The 18,952-nt window shown below is 38.7% G+C and carries 16 protein-coding genes and 2 tRNA genes; 6 read left to right on the forward strand and 12 right to left on the reverse strand.

Annotated elements, in window-relative coordinates:
- Positions 1 to 116 precede the first annotated feature (116 nt).
- The 3 genes from rlmH to G7B18_RS15845 all read right to left on the reverse strand — a co-directional run bounded on the left by rlmH (position 117) and on the right by G7B18_RS15845 (position 1,755).
- Positions 117 to 590: a 23S rRNA (pseudouridine(1915)-N(3))-methyltransferase RlmH gene (gene rlmH, locus G7B18_RS15835; protein ID WP_164108424.1), complete on the reverse strand. Its 474-nt coding sequence runs from the start codon at positions 588 to 590 to the stop codon at positions 117 to 119.
- A 475-nt stretch (positions 591 to 1,065) separates the two neighbouring features.
- Positions 1,066 to 1,150 (reverse strand) — tRNA-Ser (locus tag G7B18_RS15840).
- 80 nt (positions 1,151 to 1,230) lie between these two features.
- Positions 1,231 to 1,755 carry a YceI family protein gene (locus G7B18_RS15845; protein ID WP_164123419.1) on the reverse strand — a complete coding sequence of 175 codons (525 nt, stop codon included), beginning with the start codon at positions 1,753 to 1,755 and terminating at the stop codon, positions 1,231 to 1,233.
- Between the two features lie 227 nt (positions 1,756 to 1,982).
- Here G7B18_RS15845 and G7B18_RS15850 point away from each other — a divergent pair.
- A tRNA-Arg gene (locus G7B18_RS15850) sits at positions 1,983 to 2,056 on the forward strand.
- 94 nt (positions 2,057 to 2,150) lie between these two features.
- Positions 2,151 to 2,342, forward strand: coding sequence for a cold-shock protein (locus G7B18_RS15855; RefSeq protein ID WP_079642416.1), 192 nt, complete (start codon positions 2,151 to 2,153; stop codon positions 2,340 to 2,342).
- Between the two features lie 150 nt (positions 2,343 to 2,492).
- Here G7B18_RS15855 and G7B18_RS15860 read toward each other — a convergent pair whose 3' ends face one another.
- The 3 genes from G7B18_RS15860 to G7B18_RS15870 all read right to left on the reverse strand — a co-directional run bounded on the left by G7B18_RS15860 (position 2,493) and on the right by G7B18_RS15870 (position 5,535).
- On the reverse strand, positions 2,493 to 3,158 hold the full coding sequence (locus G7B18_RS15860) for a response regulator (RefSeq protein WP_164108422.1): 666 nt from the start codon (positions 3,156 to 3,158) through the stop codon (positions 2,493 to 2,495).
- A gap of 15 nt (positions 3,159 to 3,173) precedes the next feature.
- On the reverse strand, positions 3,174 to 4,868 hold the full coding sequence (locus G7B18_RS15865) for a tetratricopeptide repeat protein (protein ID WP_164123421.1): 1,695 nt from the start codon (positions 4,866 to 4,868) through the stop codon (positions 3,174 to 3,176).
- Between the two features lie 172 nt (positions 4,869 to 5,040).
- Complete coding sequence (locus tag G7B18_RS15870) at positions 5,041 to 5,535, reverse strand: hypothetical protein (RefSeq protein ID WP_164108420.1); 495 nt, start codon at positions 5,533 to 5,535, stop codon at positions 5,041 to 5,043.
- Between the two features lie 421 nt (positions 5,536 to 5,956).
- Between G7B18_RS15870 and G7B18_RS15875 the strand changes: the two genes are divergently transcribed.
- A complete protein-coding gene (locus tag G7B18_RS15875; protein WP_164123423.1) occupies positions 5,957 to 6,502 on the forward strand; it encodes a hypothetical protein in 546 nt (181 codons plus the stop codon).
- A gap of 102 nt (positions 6,503 to 6,604) precedes the next feature.
- Here G7B18_RS15875 and G7B18_RS15880 read toward each other — a convergent pair whose 3' ends face one another.
- Complete coding sequence (locus G7B18_RS15880; protein ID WP_164108418.1) at positions 6,605 to 7,660, reverse strand: NAD(P)-dependent alcohol dehydrogenase; 1,056 nt, start codon at positions 7,658 to 7,660, stop codon at positions 6,605 to 6,607.
- Positions 7,661 to 7,849: 189 nt separating this feature from the next.
- On the opposite strand from G7B18_RS15880, the gene G7B18_RS15885 reads away from it, so the two are divergent.
- The 3 genes from G7B18_RS15885 (at position 7,850) to G7B18_RS15895 (ending at position 11,805) form a co-directional block, all read left to right on the forward strand.
- Positions 7,850 to 9,031, forward strand: coding sequence for a trans-sulfuration enzyme family protein (locus G7B18_RS15885; RefSeq protein WP_164108417.1), 1,182 nt, complete (start codon positions 7,850 to 7,852; stop codon positions 9,029 to 9,031).
- A gap of 331 nt (positions 9,032 to 9,362) precedes the next feature.
- The gene (locus tag G7B18_RS15890) at positions 9,363 to 10,802 is read left to right on the forward strand and encodes an alanine/glycine:cation symporter family protein (RefSeq protein ID WP_164108416.1); all 1,440 of its coding nucleotides are present in this window, start codon (positions 9,363 to 9,365) and stop codon (positions 10,800 to 10,802) included.
- A gap of 124 nt (positions 10,803 to 10,926) precedes the next feature.
- On the forward strand, positions 10,927 to 11,805 hold the full coding sequence (locus G7B18_RS15895) for an AraC family transcriptional regulator (protein ID WP_164108415.1): 879 nt from the start codon (positions 10,927 to 10,929) through the stop codon (positions 11,803 to 11,805).
- Positions 11,806 to 12,055: 250 nt separating this feature from the next.
- On the opposite strand, the gene G7B18_RS15900 is transcribed toward G7B18_RS15895, so the two are convergent.
- The 5 genes from G7B18_RS15900 to G7B18_RS15920 all read right to left on the reverse strand — a co-directional run.
- Positions 12,056 to 12,232 carry a hypothetical protein gene (locus tag G7B18_RS15900; RefSeq protein ID WP_164108414.1) on the reverse strand — a complete coding sequence of 59 codons (177 nt, stop codon included), beginning with the start codon at positions 12,230 to 12,232 and terminating at the stop codon, positions 12,056 to 12,058.
- Positions 12,233 to 12,475: 243 nt separating this feature from the next.
- Positions 12,476 to 14,443, reverse strand: coding sequence for an OmpA family protein (locus G7B18_RS15905; RefSeq protein WP_164108413.1), 1,968 nt, complete (start codon positions 14,441 to 14,443; stop codon positions 12,476 to 12,478).
- Positions 14,444 to 14,473: 30 nt separating this feature from the next.
- Positions 14,474 to 15,469: a type IX secretion system membrane protein PorP/SprF gene (locus G7B18_RS15910; RefSeq protein WP_164123425.1), complete on the reverse strand. Its 996-nt coding sequence runs from the start codon at positions 15,467 to 15,469 to the stop codon at positions 14,474 to 14,476.
- 356 nt (positions 15,470 to 15,825) lie between these two features.
- On the reverse strand, positions 15,826 to 17,373 hold the full coding sequence (locus tag G7B18_RS15915) for a gliding motility-associated C-terminal domain-containing protein (protein ID WP_164108411.1): 1,548 nt from the start codon (positions 17,371 to 17,373) through the stop codon (positions 15,826 to 15,828).
- 93 nt (positions 17,374 to 17,466) lie between these two features.
- Positions 17,467 to 18,952 (reverse strand): hypothetical protein (locus tag G7B18_RS15920; protein WP_205601723.1); only part of this gene is annotated, 1,486 nt, incomplete at its 5' end.

Here is an 18,952-nt window from a genome sequence, read left to right on the forward strand (position 1 = left end):
CAGCCATTTAAGACTCCGCTCCCCCTCATTGCTTTTAAATTTGTAATCTCTCTTATACTTATCCATAACACTATTGTCTTTATCTAAAGATGCAAAGAATATAATAAATCTACAAACTATTCATGGTGATAAGGTTCGCCTTTCATAATTGAAAAAGCCCTATAAACCTGCTCTACAAAAAATAAGCGAACCATCTGGTGCGAAAATGTTAGCTTCGAAAGAGACATACTCGCATTTGAACGTTCTTTCACTTTAGGAGCGAAGCCATAAGGTCCTCCAATAAGAAAGACCACATGTTGTACACTTCCGATCATCTTTTGTTCCAAATACTCTGAGAATTCAATAGATCTAAATTCTTTTCCTTTTTCGTCCAAAAGAACCACATAATCCGCATTGGTCAAATTTTTAAAGAATAGTTCCCCTTCTTTTTCCATTTGTTGTGCCTCAGACATGCTTTTCACATTCTTCACATCCGGCAGTATTCCGATTGTAAACGGCACATAGTGCTTTAATCGCTTAAGATATTTATCGATTCCTTCCTGAATAAACTTATCATCCGTCTTTCCGATACACAACAAACTAATCTTCATATTTCGAATCTAACCTACTTCTATTTTTTTACACAAAGATACGAAATGAGCGAGTAAACAAGATACTCTGGTCTGTTATTTATCGATCTACTATTTTACACAAAGTAAAATTGATTTATGAGTTTTACTTTATGACATCCAGTTAGCGCTATTCGGTACAATTGGATCTTTTTGTGCTGTGTCCTGAAGTTTATTTTAGCGAGACCCCAGCGACTAAATTTTAGGGTCTCATTAGCATCTCGCTGAAAACAGGAAGTATTGAAAAAAACGGGATTGGTCTATAAACAAAAAAACTTCAATTTTTTGAATTTGTAGGGTTTTGATACCTTTTCCTTGTTAGCAAGCGGCTGTCGAAGGATTGGTTCAGCCCCTCGATCGCCCTTGCGCAATATCCTGAACCTTCAAGAATCGATACCGTGGGGCTCTCATCCCTCTAAACGCAAAAGACCTCCATCTTTCGATGGAGGTCTTTCTGCGGAGAGCGAGGGATTCGAACCCCCGAACCTGTGACAGTTAACGGTTTTCAAGACCGCCGCATTCGACCACTCTGCCAGCTCTCCGCCACAAAAGTAGAAATTCTACCTTGGTTTCCAAAATTTATTTCAAAAAAACGCTCACAAATCACTATAAATGCTGATTATTAACTTTTTAAGAACTGTAATTCACCTTCAAATTTCACTTCATCGGAGACCATTACGCCACCAGTCTCCAAGGCGGCATTCCATGTTAATCCAAAATCAGATCGATTTATAGCTCCTTTTACGGTATATCCAACTTTCTCATTACCCCAAGGGTCTTTCGCAATGCCTCCAAATTCAGCTTTCACCACGATTGACTTAGTAATTCCTTTCACAGTTAAATCACCATGAATCTTAAAATCGTCCCGTACATCTCCTACCACCGAAGTTGATACAAATGTGATAGTAGGAAATTCTGTTGTATCAAAAAAATCATCACTTTTCAAATGTTGGTCTCTTTGTTCATTTTTCGTATCTATTGAGGTTGTATCTATTTTTACACTCACTATTCCTTTTGAGATATCGTCAGACTCACTATTAATGGATACTTCAAAATTTTTAAATTGTCCTTTTACTGTAGAGATCATCATGTGACGCACTTTAAATTCAATTTCACTGTGCGCCGTATCTAAATTCCATGTTGCCATAATACTATTTAATATAACTTGTTAATATAATAAACTAATTTATCTTGCTTTTGTTCTTAACAATACAAAGGTAACCAACAACAAAAACTTCACTCTTAAACTATATTAAGATTTTAAGACAAATTATACAACTGTCATGCAGGCAGTTATTCGATACAGCACAAAAAAAAGAATAAATATTTTGTATTTGACATCCAAAACGCTACTTTTGTTGCACTGAAAGACAGGCGCCCATAGCTCAGCTGGATAGAGCAACGGTTTTCTAAACCGTCGGTCTCAGGTTCGAATCCTGATGGGCGTACGTAATACTCTAAACAAATTGTTTAGAGTTTTTTTTTTTATTACCTGATTATTCATTTATTATACTTACCTTGCGAGTGTTAAATTAAAATATAATGAACAAAGGCAAAATTAAATTTTTCAATGAAACTAAAGGATTTGGTTTTATTACTCCAGAAGATGGAAGTGCAGATGTATTCGTACACGTATCTGCTTTAAAAAGCCAAGTATCCGAAGGTGACGTTGTAACTTTCGACACTGAAAGGACTCAAAGAGGTATCAATGCGGTTAACGTGCAATTAGCATAATATATTACAACAATACTTTCTTACAAAAGGGATAAACTATTACGGTCTATCCTTTTTTTTTCGCCATTACTTTACGATAGCATATAATTAAAACATTAGCCATGTCAAAGTCAGCTTTCTTGCTATGGCGGGTATTGAAATGTCTTCAAATTATATGAGACCAATATCTTTACAATATGCTACCAACTGCTCATTCTTACCTACCCCTAAAATATCCTTCATTTGTCGGAGACTTTTTTCAATGCTGCTCAGCCCCCAAGGCTTAATATTCCTTTGTTGTAGATAAACTGGAATATTCTTTTGTGCTACCCCCTCAGCCAACAGCGATATAATTGCAATATCCTGTTTGCTAAACTCATAACTATTTTTACCAAAATATTTTTGTGTATTTTCAGGTGAAATATATTGTCTATTTTCATTTACTGCATACAAGGCCTCTAATAGATAGTACGCATCCCGTCTTGCCTTACGCACAAAACCATTCACCTGTCCCAATTTTAACAAGTTGTCAATCTTGCTATTTAGACGTTCAGCCGTAAGGACTATTATTTTTAGTTCCGGTTGGATAGCTTTAGCAGCTTCTATCAATGCAAGACCATGTCTGATTTCCTGTTCCGTATTATCATCTTCAAATCCTAGATCAGTAATCAAAAGATCATATGGTACTTTTTCCAAAACTGCCTTCTTGAGCCATACCAAAGCATGGTCACAATAGTAGACATATTTAGCTTCCTTAATGCCAAAGTCATTTAATGACTTTTGTACAGATATATTAGCTAACTCATGATCTTCAGCTATCAATACTCTTTTTAACATAAAATATCACATGGTTTAAATGATGGGGATCTGAATATCTATTCTCAAACCATCAGCTTCTTTATTCTCAAAGATAATCTTTCCTCCAATCCTCTGAATACGGGTTTCCGTATTTCTGATACCATTTCCGTCATGAATTCCTTTCATTCTACTCCCGTTATATTTATACGTTATGCTAAAGCACTGCGCTTCCCGTACAAATCGAACCAAAACGGTAGCTTCCCTACCGTCCTTTCTCATGGTGAGCATGAGTTCTAGTAATATACGGTGTATTTCTTCTTTTAGCACCGCCGACAGCCCCTCCCAGACCGACGCATCATTCCCAACAATAAACACCTTATGCTTGATACTCGAAAAAGATTTCAATAACCTGCTTATCACTTGATCAAAAGATAAGAGTTCAGATTCGTCATCAGTTTCCGCTTCATAAGAAATATCCCTAGACCTATTATACATGTCTTCAATCTTGTCTAATACATCGTCTTTATCAAGTGTCTCAATATGTGTTATCTCGGACATCACGCGATACAAACCGTTGGCCACAACATCATGCACTTTTCTTGATGTTCTTAATTGATTTACTTTTATGCGTTCAGCAGCTTCATTCTTCATTCTTTCTTTACGCTGTTTTGACCTAACGTATCCCAACACCACGAATAATAAAATACAGATCCCCCCAATCGAGGCCCAGACTCGCTGTAAATTGATCTTTTGTATCTTTTCAGAGAGACTATTCTTCAACTCAGTATGCTCAACCTTATTTTTCTCCGCTTCATAACGGACGGAGGCAAACTGATTTTTAGAAAGTAACCTTGAACTATGTACACTATCTTGCAAAAGCTTGAAACTGTCTATCAAACCCTTGGAAGAATCACTAGGTTCTAGGCGAACAAGCATGGTAAATGCATTCATCAGATCCTCTGAACTATTCAGTTGATTCGCCATGTCAAATCGTTTTCGCGCATAGTAAATTGCAGAGTCTATATTCCGATCTTCATAGTATTCTGTAAGGTGGGTGTAACTGGAGTTTTGGCCCCACACATCCTGAAGCTGTTTTCGAATATCTTTGGCCATCCAAAGATCAGGCAATGGATCATAATATGTATCTATCCGCCACCTCGTCTTCGCATAATTAGTCAGCGCCCTAGCATACGAAAGATCATCAGTTCTCTTTTCGACGATTAGCTTCTCATATATCTTCAAAGCTTCTTCAAACCGCCGTAAATCAAATAATACTACTGCTTTATTATTTAACACCAACTCCTTATGAGACGTATTTGTTGCGAATCTAATGCTTTGATCGTAAACACGTAATGCTTCATCAAAATCATCCAACTGAGCTGTTGCGTTGCCAATATTGTTGTAGTTAATACTGATCAAGTTATGTTGCGTACTATCTTCAATATTAAGATATTTGAATGCTTGATAAGATAACTCTTGAGCACCTAAATAATCACCAACATCCGTAAGTGTTATTGCCATTTGAATCAGACACAACGAAATACCACTACTATCCCGCGCTTCAAGATACAAATCCTTAGCACGGTCAAAGAAAACAAAGGCACTATCTAATTTCCCTTTATCCAGAAATCTTATTGCTTCTCGATACATGGACTCGTCTACTGAATCAGTTTTGACTAACACAGACTCCTGATCCCCGCATGATACCACACTCAATAATAACAGAAAAAAAAAAGCACCAATTTTCAAAGCTATAATTTTGTGCTTAAGATACTAAAAACACGATCATCTATAACATTTAGCGACCACAAATAGTCAATTTAAAACCAAAAAAAACTAATCTGTAAAAGAGGAATTAAAAATATCCCCTTTTACAGATTTGTAAGTATTGAATTTGCAACATATGTTGTCCGTACCTCAACTATACCATTCTACTAAACATTTTTAGTGGCTTTACCGGTGGACGTGTAGTCCCTTTATCTCCGCCTGTACCATTTTCTTGATCAAGATAGCTATAAATCTTTAGTGGCTTTACCGGTGGACGCGTAGTCCCTTTATCTCCGCCTGTACCATTTTCTTGATCAAGATAGCTATAAATCTTTAGTGGCTTTACCGGTGGACGCGTAGTCCCTTTATCTCCGCCTGTACCATTTTCTTGATCAAGATAGCTATAAATTTTTAGTGGCTTTACCGGTGGACGTGTAGTCCCTTTATCTCCGCCTGTACCATTTTCCTGTTCAACATTTGCCCTACGAACCACAGGAGGAATAGGTCTTATGATACCTTTTGATTTACCCGTTTCACTTTCAGGATGTGATTGATAAACAAACTGTCCAGTTGTTGTATTAGGACAACTAGAATTCACAGAACTATTCAAGGAGCTACCTGCTAGTAGCACTAACGTTAATACCCACATTTTAAAAAAATTAAAAGTCAAAAACTGAGTAGCCCCGGTGCATCGTGCGCCGGGATACTACATTGTTTTCAGAAGGCCTTCTGATTTTTTCGGGAAGTGGGAGTGTCCATTGCGGGAACTATATGCTGCTTCCCAAACCGGCAAACAGTTCCTACAATATCTTCTCGATAGTATCTTGTTTTTACTAGATCACCACCACGTTTGCAGTGATCCTTAACTAGATTCTGAGAGCAAACCTAGCGTGGTTTAAGTCCTGATTTAATGATAATTCCAATCGTACCATTTATTCCACCATTAATTCCAATAGTGTCGTTGAATTCAAAAAATTCCAAGAACAAAAAAAAATTTAAGCTTAAAATATTCACACCTATTTTACGGTTTCCCGTAATTTTCAACAGTCGTACTACACTAATTTTGGATTATGTTTGAGCAATTTAAGAGCGAAGTGGTAGCATGTTTTTTGGAACAAAAGCGTCTAGGGAGACTACCTATTGAATTACAAAAACCCTCAACAGGTAGACTTCGAAAGTTGATAAAACAGCGATTATCAGAGGAACCTATTCCGGGGGATAGCAAGACTGTTGGGAGGTTTCTATCGTGCTCTACGGATCACAACGTAGTCATTCATCAACTAGATTTAATGGATCTTGACAAACTAAGACCATTAAAAAACTATGTATCAGGCATTACATCCAATCCATCCGAAGACATATACAAACTGCTAGCAATCTGTATTAACTTTCGTCCTAGGCCTTACGACGCTTGGCGTACACCGATACCTGTTCAATCCGCAAAATATTCATCTTCTACTACAGATCTGCATACTCACTTTGAAGCTGTCAAATTATATCGTCAAAAAACAGGAAAGAGCTCAAACAATTTCACTATGTTAAACACGTATCTTTCTATTGGAGCAGTAGCCCTAGGGGCTATATTCTTCCTATTCGACAAATGGGGAAAAGAGTAGGGGAAAGCTAAATAAAAGGCAAAAAAAAGGCGTTCTGAATATAATTCAGAACGCCTTTTTCGTTATAAGTGAGATCATCACTTTATTTATTTTCAAACATATTTACCGATCTATTGACTTCATATCAATGACGAATCTATATTTCACATCACTATCCAATACGCGCTGATAAGCTTCATTCACATAATCAATATCAATCATTTCAGTCTCAGGAAGAATACCGTGCTGGGCACAAAAGTTAAGCATATCCTGCGTCTCTTGTATCCCTCCTATACTTGAGGCTGTCAATATCTTATTACCTCCCATGATAGAACGGCCTTCGATCTCAATAGGTGCCGCTGGAATACCTACACAAATATGCACACCATAAGTTCTCAGTAAATTTAAATAAAGATTATAATCGTGCGGAACAGATACCGTATCAATAATAAAATCAAAATAACCCAAAAAACCAACTATCTCGTCAGGAACATTCATATTCAGAAAGTGTTTTGCACCCAACAAGGTAGAATCGGCTTTCTTTCGAGGTGAATGACTAATCATCGTTACCTCCGCTCCCATAGCCACTGCAATCTTAACAGCCATATGCCCCAATCCGCCTAGTCCCAATACCCCTACCCGATGTCCTGCTTTCACATTCCATCTTTTTAACGGCGAATATGTTGTAATTCCGGCACACAGCAGAGGAGCAACTTTCTTAATATCTAAAGATTCAGGTATATGTAACACAAAATCAGCATCTGCCACTATATTATTACTATAACCACCAAATGTAAACGTATGATCATGCATGACATCCTTACTATTATAGGTCCATACAGTTTTCTTTTCTAGACAAAACTGCTGCTGGTCCGACTCACAGTTTTCACATTCTCCACAAGACGCCACCATGCATCCCACCCCAGCCAAATCACCTTTCTTGAATTTAATCACAGCATTACCAACAGCACTTACACGACCTACAATCTCATGTCCCGGAACAATCGGATACTGCGTCCCTCCCCACTCATCACGAACCTGATGGATATCCGAATGGCAGATACCGCTATATAATATATCTATCAACACATCGTTGGCGCCCAGTTCTCTTCTTTCAAATTCCCAATACTCCAGTTTCGAATTACTATCCTTAGCAGCATAACCTTTTGATTTTATCATCACTATCCGATTAAAAATTAAACATTCTTTACGCTATGTCAGCCAGCGTCTTATATACACAAATTTACATAAAATCATTTTTACATCGAATATATTGTGTCCTAATATAAAAGCTAATTTTGTAGGCACCCAAATGTATACTAAATCAATAGATTATTCGTACATTAGAATTATAAAACCGTATCCATTATGTCAAGATTAGAAACAAACAGCATACACATCGGCAAAGAATACAACCAAACAAGTGCCGTAGTGCCCCCTATATTTCAGACTTCCACGTATCTGGCTAGTGATAATCTAGACCAATACATTATCGCTGCCACCGAAACAAAACATCCCGAATTTTACCACCGGCATGGCAATCCAACCAACAGTCAGGTTGCCGCTATTTTAGCCTCACTTGAGAAAACAGAAGACGCACTTGTCCTGGCTACCGGAATGGCTGCCATTAGCACTGCTATATTAGCTATCGTCCGATCAGGCGATCATATTGTATCACAGCAGTCCCATTATTCCGGAGCGTCCTTATTCTTGAAAGAATTTCTCAACGACTACAATGTTGAGATTACACAAGTAGACCAGACAGATAATGCATCTTTCAGCAAAGCAATCCGCTGCAATACAAAACTCATCTATATTGAGACACCTTCCAATCCAAATCTAGATATCACCGACCTAGCCTTTATCGGCAGACTAGGACAGGAAAATGGCATCACCACCATGGTCGACAATACCTTCGCCTCACCGATCAACCAAATACCGGCAGAGTTTGGCATAGATGTGACCGTACACAGTGCCACCAAATACCTGGGTGGGCATTCCGATCTGACTGCCGGTGCTGTATGTGGTTCTAAAGATTTTATTCATAAAGTCTGGCGAAGATCGTTGGTATTGGGAGCCAGCCTTAGTCCATTTGATTCCTGGTTGCTTCTTCGTGGTCTAAAGACCTTAGCACTTCGCGTGCGTCAGATCAATGAGAATGCACAGCAGCTTGCTGAATGGCTGTCCCAGAACAATCATATCAAATCCGTCATTTATACAGGACTTCCCTCCCATCCACAGCACCAGCTCGCAAGCCAGCAGATGAAAGGCTTTACGGGCATGTTATGCATCGAGGTAGCGGGTTCTACCGAAGAAGAGCAGTATCGTCACGCACAAAACATACTCCAAAATCTAAAAGTATTTGCCAATGCTGCCAGTCTTGGTGGAGTAGAATCCCTCGTTGTACACCCGGCTAGTATGTGGGGCGGACATCATTCGAGCGAACAGAAAAAAATAGCCGGGATCAATCGCGGGATGCTTCGGATTTCTGTCGGTATAGAGCATATAGATGACCTTATCGCTGACTTTGCACAGGCATTTGAAGCGTAATAAACCTCATCCCAGACACATGATAACGTCAAAATATCCTGTCCAAAAAAGGAGAACAAAAAACCTCCTTTTTTCAAATTATTTCAATAGCCAGCTAAGTTGTATATTAGCATTAGAATACATGAGAGTAGCTACTTCATTATAAATTTATATAAAATATGAGACCTCCCGAATTGCTGCCACAATCCCCAAAAAACAAACAACTATTATTCCAATAACTAATACATATATACCACAAACATCTTTATAAACACAATCTATACAATAATTCAGACAATGACGAACTGTTTTACATATTTTAGCAAGCTATGAACCTATACAATTGCAATATATGGAAGATTTGATAACCAAAGTTTATAATGTGGTATGGAGTGATGCGTTGGTCTATCTTTGTCTTATCACTGGGATTTATTTTACCGTCCGATTTAAATTCCCACAACTTACACAACTTCGTGAGATGGTGCGTCTCCTATTCAAAGGCAGTAGTTCGGACAAAGGAATATCCTCCTTTCAGGCCTTTTCATTGGCTATCTCGGGGCGTGTCGGTACTGGTAATATCGCAGGCGTCGCTACCGCTATCGGCATGGGAGGACCTGGCGCCGTATTCTGGATGTGGATCATTGCATTTTTGGGAAGTGCATCGGCTATCGTTGAGGCCACTTTGGGGCAGATGTACAAGGAAGTAGATCAAGGAGAATATCGTGGCGGACCGGCATTCTATATCTTAAAAGGATTACGTTCGAAGATATTTGCCTGGACATTTGCCATAGTCACCATTATTAGCACAGGCTTCCTCCTTCCAAGCGTACAGAGCAATAGTATCAGTGTCGCTGTCGAGAAGGCATTCGATATCCCGCCTCTCTTCACTGCCCTATTCCTAGCGTGCCTATTAGGCATCATTATCATAGGTGGGGTAAAGCGTATCAGCAAGGTCGCTGAGTTTGTCGTTCCTTTCATGGCCGGAGCCTACATCCTCATGGCTATTGTCATTATGGTTCTCAACCTACAAGAGATACCTCGTGTTTTGGCACTGATTGTTAAATCGGCATTTAATATGGAGGCTACTTTTGGTGCTGTTGCTGGCAGCGCTATAGCCTGGGGTGTAAAACGCGGCATCTATAGCAATGAAGCCGGGCAAGGTACAGCTCCTCATGCAGCAGCAGCAGCCGAGGTTTCGCACCCGATCAAACAAGGTTTGGTACAAGGTTTTTCGGTTTATGTAGACACCCTTTTCGTATGCACGGCCACCGCATTGATGATCCTATTCACGGGCCAATACAATGTGCAGGACCCCGAAGGAGGCTTTATCGTCGAACATATTCCAGGAGTAGAAATGGGACCTGCTTTCACACAACAGGCCGTAGCACATCACTTCCCAGCCTTTGGGAATATCTTTGTGGCCCTAGCACTCACATTTTTCGCTTTCACCACGATCATGGCCTACTATTACATCGCCGAAAGTAATGTCAGCTTTATCAGCAAACAATCGTCAAAACGCATTATTGTGTGGTTACTACGTCTCCTCATCCTTATCTCTGTCTATATGGGGTGTGTGAGCACTGCCGAGTCCGCGTGGACTTTGGGTGACATCGGGGTAGGCATGATGGCGTGGCTCAACCTTGTTGCGATCATACTACTCCACAACAAAGTGTATAGACTTTATAAGGATTATCAAGAGCAACTGGCACGTAAGGAAGACCCCACGTTCGACAGTAGCAAACTTAATTTTAGAAATATGGATTTCTGGTCGAGGTCAAAAAAACCAACTTGATCATTGCGTATATAACATATTACCAACATCAATAACTTTACGTAAATCCTGTTTAAAAGCTAGTTTTCTATTTCTTTTTTGAGATTCAGGTTTTATTTTAGTACAACCGTATAAACAAAATATTATGAAACCTACATTTGCTAAAATATTGAATGATATTAATCGACAGGCATTTAGTATCAAACATTATTCTAACACTAATTTTGCTACTGAATTTCACTATCACCCAGAATGTCAGATAAATCTTGTTTTAGAAAGTACTGGTAAGCGAATAATAGGAGACAATATTGATTCGTATGAGAAGGATGAGATCACATTTCTAGGATCAAACTTGCCCCACGTCTGGTATACCCATGCCGATGATTTTCCCGACAGCATCGTTGCTCGATCTATCACACTTTTTTTTGATCCCGAAAAGCTACTTGCAGTAATGAGAAATTTTATTGACACTAGGCGACTTCACTCCTTTCTCCAGATTTCTAAGCAAGGTATACTTTTCGAACCTTTATTGGCCCAAAGAATGAAACCTTTGATTTTAGACATTTCCAACGCTGAAGGGCTTAAACAAGTCGTGCTGTTTTTAGATCTAATGGATCTTATTATAAATACAAATGCTTATAAAGTTTTAAATGATACAAGATACGATATAGAGTCTTTAACAAATAACTATGATAAGATAGACAATATCATTAGATTTATGTTTCAAAACTATCACCGTGACATCAGTCTAGATGAAGTTTCTGTCATTGGAAACATGACAAAGCCTGCTTTTTGTAGATACTTTAAAAACCGAACACAAAAAAGCTTTACACAATTTTTAAATGAAATTAGAATTAGTTATTCCTGCAAAATGATAAACGAAAGTAACGAATTAATAGGTAATATTGCCTATGCCTGTGGCTTTAGTAGTTTATCAAATTTTAATAAAACATTCAAATCAATTAAGAAAACAACACCCACAGATTATAAAAATAAACTTTCGATTATAAGAAATACCAAGTGAGTAAGCTCACAAAACTTATTATATATCAAAATACCATTCTACGTCTAGAGTTGCTTCTTGCTTAATTATGATTTCCATTCTTTTCATTCCCAGGAGATATTCTAAAAAAAGGAAAAACTGCACGTTCAAAAAGTTTGATTCCGCGGACTGAATTTCGTCTGATAACTTTTTTTCCTTTCTTTAGTTGATGCTTATTTTTTTTAAGGCTTAGATTATAAGATCTAAACCCTAGCTTTTCAACCTACGCACTTTAAGGGATAGTGTCACTTTCTGCGACATGTACCTTTAACCACCTAACAATAGTAGCCTTTGTACAAATATTATATTTTTTCACAGCTTCACCGATTAATAACTCACCATTTACAATCGCTGATACGACCTCCTTTTTTATTTTTTTTGAATACTTTTTACCTCTTCTTTTATTCATAATTTACGCCAAATCAACTTAATACAACATATTCTTTTTTTTTTAAAAATACGATCAAAAGTGGCTAACTACGACCATTTATATACGTCTCAGATACACCACCGTATACTACATAGATACTTCATACCACACCAACAAAGTATTCCGCCTTAAAACAGATTCGGCATTGCCGGAGAGACAATACCGAATTCCAAATCTACCTATGAAAGTATACCAGAGTTGGCATTAATTACTTTTAATTGTTTACTTTTTCTGCATCTGAATTTCCCTAAACTCTAGTATCTCAATTTCTGTCCTCCGATTTTTTTGATGTTCTGCTTCTGAACATTTTACACCGTCAACGCAATGATTAAGCAGACGTTCTTCCCCATACGCTGATAATGTTATTCTACCTCTATCAATCCCTCTATTCACCAGATAATCAACAGCTTCAGATCCTCTCTTTTGTGAAAGTCTAAGATTGTATTTTGCTGAACCACGGCTATCCGTATGACTGGATAGTTCAACCCCTAAAGTTGGATTGTCACGTAGCGTGTATACCAACCTATCCAAAACTCTCTTGGACTCATTTTGAAGAGCATAAGCATCTAAATTGTAATATAGATTTTCCAAGATAAATTTATGTCCCACCTGTATAACCGGCTCTAGTCTTAAAGTTATACTCGTGCTAGAATCTTGAGAAATTCTACTCAGCCCTCTCACTTCTGCAACCCCAACTAAAAAGCCTTCCTTTTCTACTTGAATTGTATAGTCCATTTCTCCAGCCAAGGAGAAGAAAAATCTTCCGTGTTGATCACTTTTCTTCTTAGCAAGAAGTTGTTTGTTTTTGTCATAAAGCACAACGGAAGCTTCAACCAACTGTTCTCCCGTCTCTTTATTGAGTACTATACCCTTCAATTCTGTCGTAAATTTTGGATGTTCCAGATTAAACCTGTAGATGTCATCCCCTCCCTTACCTCCCGGTCGATTAGAAGATATGTAACCGACCTTTCCAAGACTATCCTTTTGGTATAGCACAAAAGAAAAATCATCACTGGCCGAATTGATCGGAAACCGTAGATTTTCCCGTTTGCAAAAATCAGACTTCATACCTCTGGCTTTAAAAATATCCAGTCCCCCCATTCCCGCAAAACCATTGCTCGAAAAATAAAGTTCATCCCCATCGACTCGCGGGAACATTTCGTCCCCGGTTGAATTTATTTCAGTTCCTGCATTTATTGGTTCGCTCCAAGACCCATTATCAAGTCGCTCCGAAAACCAAATATCCTTTCCTCCTTTACCACCGGGCATATTAGAAACATAATATAATATATTTTCATCTTCACTTAACGCAGCATGACCTAAAGAATATGCTTGCGTATTATTATAAGGAAAGCTTGACTCTTCCCATCTTCCATTTACCTTTTTATACAAGATCAACTCTAAATTGTACTGTCGGTATCGCCTCCCCTTCTCGCGATTAATTTCTGAGTTTACTCCAGTGTAAGTCCGTGTAACGTACATCGTTTGTGCATCCTTACTAATTACAATATCCCCCACATGGTATTTAGATTGATTAACAACGGTTAACAAACGTTTTGGACTATATAGCGACCCAACACTATCGCGTAATGCTCCATACAAACGTGAATAAGCTCTTTTTAAATCCTTTTCATCGCTATATATCTTTGCATTTGCATCGGAAACATAGTAGATACCTAAATCACTCGAAAAAGAAACATATTCGGAACTTTTTGTATTCACTTCCTGCTGATTGACCATTGAATACGCCGTAGGATGTGTGAGCCAAGCTTGTGCAGAATCAGCTCCAGCCATTGCTACAATAATCTTTTCCGACTCATTATATAACAATGCATATCGCTGATATTGAATCTTAGCTTCTTTATATTTTCCTTGCATCTTTAAAACTTCAGCATAATTCAACACCGATTGTTCTTCAAAATCATCCGTCTTCTGTACGCGTGCATAAAGATTTTCAGCTAACTCGTAATCTTGTAGATAAAAATAACATTCAGCCAATCGCTCTACATCTTTATGTATTGCTTTCTCCCTGTTAACCAATGACTCAAAAAGCGAAGCAGCTTTCCTATATTCATAGCGATCTAACATCTCTTGCGCCCGTGTACGAACATTTGCGCCCTCCTGTCCGCAGGCACATCTAGTCATTAAGATTAGAATTAGGGCAATTAATGTGATTATATCCTTTATCATTTCTCTTTCATTAAATCGAACCATAACATCCTAAAAATATCGGGGATTCATTACCCTCTTAAAAGACTGACCAAATGTTAAACCCAAGGTAATCTCATGTGATCCATTTTGGAGCCCACTCATTCTATTCAGCATTATATCATAAGAATAGCCTATCCTCAGACGCTGGGTAGCGTAAAACTGAACGATACCAGTTGCTGCGTTCAAATTGCTTAATTTACTTGGAGAATGATCCCAGTAAGTACGCTTGAATATGCGAGCTCTTGTCCGATAACCGGCTCCTAGCCAAACCCTATTGCTAAAAATTAACATTGCATTTAAATCCAGGGAAGTAGGACCTTTAAAGTCATCTTTCACCAATATACTTGGGCGCAGCAATATATCGGAATCCAACTCGAATACAGCTCCTCCAATAAAATACAAATTGGTATTACGATAAAGACTTTCAAGTTTGTTTTCGTTAAAAATAAATTCTTCACTTTCTGACGATTTAGCAAACAAATCTTGTATTGCAACTCCAGCATACCACTTTTCTGTATTATAATAAGCACCTAATCGAATATCTGGTCTCCATGTACTTATCATTCCATCAGGGATCAGATTATCGACCTCTAAACGATCTAACTTACTCCCATCCAGACTATATTGACTCGTACCCAACGCAATACCAAATGCCAATCGACGGGTATCCGCCCGATTCAACTGTAAACGCAGCGCATAATTAGCAAAAAAAGAAGTGACTTTCTGTGCTCCTAACGCATCTGTACCAACTTGAAGCCCTACGCCATGACGCTTACTTTCTGAATCCAGAACACCATCGATAGAAATAGATCCTGTTTTTGGAGCCCCATCCCAACCGGCCCACTGTGTCCTAAGTGCCAATTGTGCAAACCATTCTTCTTTATATCCCGTATAAGCCGGATTTACGCTTATCGAGTTAAAGATATACTGAGTAAACTGAATACTTTGCTGTCCATACACATTCACTACAGACAACAGCAATACAACTATGGGTAAATACTTCATTCTCTTCCTTATTATGTTAAGGCTAACATTATCCTTTCGTCCCACTTAAACCTCCTATACTATGCCTTACGGTAGTACAGGTATCTCTACCATCTTAACTATAGCCAATTTTCATTCTAGTTTTTTTCTAATCCGATAAAACTCTTCCTCTTATCCCCCAATCACACGGATACCGTCTAAAAGCAATAATACTGCACAGTATCTCGATCAAAAAAAATATTCTCCTTCTATTCATAGACCCTGCCATACATCTAGAAACTGATTTGGGTAAAGGACGCCTAAAAGTAAAAACTATATTTTTTTCCTCTCCTACAGCCATTTTCGAATCAAACACACTACCTATATAATAATTTACCCTAGTGACGTTTGAGAAGAACATGAGTTTTAAACACCCGTACCTTTCCGTCTCTTCTTGCCTTAATAATCGGATAGTAGGTACCTTCATTCAAACCACTTCCATCCCATTCATCTTTATAGTCTTCATTATGATAGACTTCATTGCCCCAACGATTTATTACAGTAAGTTCTATTTGATCATAAGCTTCCGTTCCTTGAATAATAAATCGATCATGACTACCATCTTCATTGGGCGTCAGCACATTAGGTATTAAAAGCTCTCTTGGCATAATCTGAACCGTCACACGAGCACTGTCCCGCTTCCCATTTATGTCGACAATTTCATACTCAAAAGTATCCTCCCCTACAAATCTATTGTTAGGAACATATGTCACAACACCATCAATACCGACCATAACCTGCCCATTATGAGGATAATACACAACTTTCACCTGGCTACGAATAATAGCGCTAGATCCTGCTTCATCATTTGCCAGAACGTCAATCTTTACGTCATATCCGTACGACATAGTAACCCTATCATCGTTGGCCGTAGGCCCTTCCAAAGAGAATTTTGTAAACCAAGTTCCTGTAAGCGTATTTTCGGACATTGTCTCTATATCATTCCGTGTATTTACTCCTTCTTCCTCAATTACAGTTACATCTCCTATCCAATTCCCTCCATCCGCATTCTGGACAATCCGCGCATCGGCATCTACATAAGCCACCCCGTTGGTCTGCATATTATGGCTCAATGTATAATTCATTTTCATATTTTTATCCGCAAAAACATTCCAGATCCGATCCATACCCAACGTTTCATCCCGTATTTGTATCCCTGAAGCTAAATAATTGTTTACCGATACATGAACACGTGAATTCCAGGTCTGTGGTATCAATCGTGCTGGAGTATAGTCCCCTTGTTCAACCCCTACAGGAAAAAACAATTCCTTTATTGTACTATAGCCGCGAATCATGTGTCCTGTAATAACATTACCGGTCACCACCATACGCTCTGGTCCATAGTTCAACAATTCACCGGTCTCCGAAAGTTCCAGATTGTTTCCATTCAGATAAATACTTGCTCCGTCAACCCGAAAATCAATAGATTTTCCAATTTTTAATGCTGCAGAAAGAGCTCCTTGGTTAGAAACTCCTCCTCCATAACTCGGAGCGACGATGTTAGTTAATTTAATTCCAAGAGGATTGGTCAGCACAATATTTACCCCGATGAAATTTCCATTATTTGCATCTATTTCAGTTGCAGAAGCTTTCAACTTCTCATAATAGGGGTTGGTAGTTGGGCTATGAACGTAAATAGTACCTGCTCCGGTGATCTTTGCATTCTGATCAACCCACACATTCCGGCTATAAATATGGACTTCTCCATCAATCTTCCAGTCTGCCGCTGGCCCCAAATATAAAGTCTCGGCGTATACAATTTTGTAATTCCCTGCACTTATGTACTCCATCCCGTTGCTTGTTTCAAAAGATCCGGACCGACTCTGTGCAATTAGCGAAGATCCGCTAAATAGAGTACTTAATAATATAATTAGCCAATTCTTCATGTTTCGTTATTAATCATTGCCTTCCGCTAAAAACTTTTCTTGATCTGCTTGTATTCAATCGCTCAAACGAGTAAGCTCGAGGTCCGACAAAAACTATCTGGTATACTCCAAAATTAAATCATAGGTTCCAGCTTGCTGAGTGACTGCCATTAAACCCGATCCAAAAATAATTTTACCTGTCCCTGAGTCATAATTCATAATTCCACTACTTATTGCATTATTCGATCTATTGATGAAACGCACACCAATTATCTTCGTTGGTCTATTCGCTGAAGGCAATGTAATAAAAGTGCTTGCTTCGTTTAAGATTACTTCTAGCGTACGTTCATATACGGTAACATCTCCGATCCATTTTCTACCTGTGGCCTGTTCGGTTGTGCTATAGTTGATCAAGTCCGTCGATACATGGAGCTTACCATCAGTCCCAGCAACGATCTGGTTTTTGGCATCTGTAGAGATCAAACTAACTGACTTTTCACCGCCGCCATTTTCAAGTGTCAAAGAAATCTCTCCGGGTTTATTCAAAGTCATACTCAAATCCAAAACTTGCTGTTGATCCGTATTATAATATGAAGACAAATCAACTGCCGGCGATGTAGCCACCCCATTAACCGTACTGTAAAGTTGATGTCCACCATTCAGTTCCAGTTTATTGCTATTAATAATATTTACAGCCGTTCCTGTAGTACCATTAACTGAAGTCGTCAAATTATTATTAATAGAGGTATTGCTAACACCAGTGATGACATCCAGATCTGCTTTACTTTTCCAGACGACTTTACTTGTAGCATCTACAGTCAAAATCTGCCCATTTATACCAGGAGTAATCTTACCTGGACCAATCCCTCCATCATCAATTCCTATAGCAATATCTTCCAAAACCGATCCTGTGGTCGTCCCTGTCAATCTAATTCCATCTGTTGAAGAGATATTCTTTCTACCTGATATTGCCGAGGGGTTTATCTCTTTGTAGCTTACAGTTCCATCAATGTTAACTGTGGCAACATGTCCTGCTTTAGCTCCCGTTCCGTCTAGCTTGCTTGCTGGTACAGCTTTCAACTTAAGGTTGTCCGCATCAATTACATTATCGGCAATGATGGTGCTATTCAATGATCCTGTCACCTCACCTGAAACTGAAACATTTGATTGGTTCACACCCAATACACCGCCTACAACTGTTACAGAAGGGTTTGTTGCCGCCTGTTTTACCACACCTAATGTTTCGCCATTTGCTGTAGCCACATCAACAACATAAGGAGAAGTTGCTATTCCTGTTCCGGTTAACGTTGCATTTACTCCCGCTGCCAAAACTGTTTTTTCAGAAAGAACCGACAAGTCAACAGTTTTAGTATTCCCGTTCTCTAGTGTAATAGACAAAGTATTTTCTGTAATCGAAAAGTCGGTTATTGTTTGCTTATCATTATCAACCAGGTTCAGGACCGTAGCCGTACCGTCCTCATCCTTGTAGGTAAGGGTCTTCGCTGTAGCATCGTAAACAATACTGGTCAGCGTCTCGTTACCACTGATAAGGTTCTTGATCTCGTTCACCACATCCGTGTTGGAAAAGATATCACCTGCA

It is taken from the genome of Sphingobacterium sp. xlx-130, assembly GCF_011007405.1.
Classification (GTDB): domain Bacteria; phylum Bacteroidota; class Bacteroidia; order Sphingobacteriales; family Sphingobacteriaceae; genus Sphingobacterium; species Sphingobacterium luzhongxinii.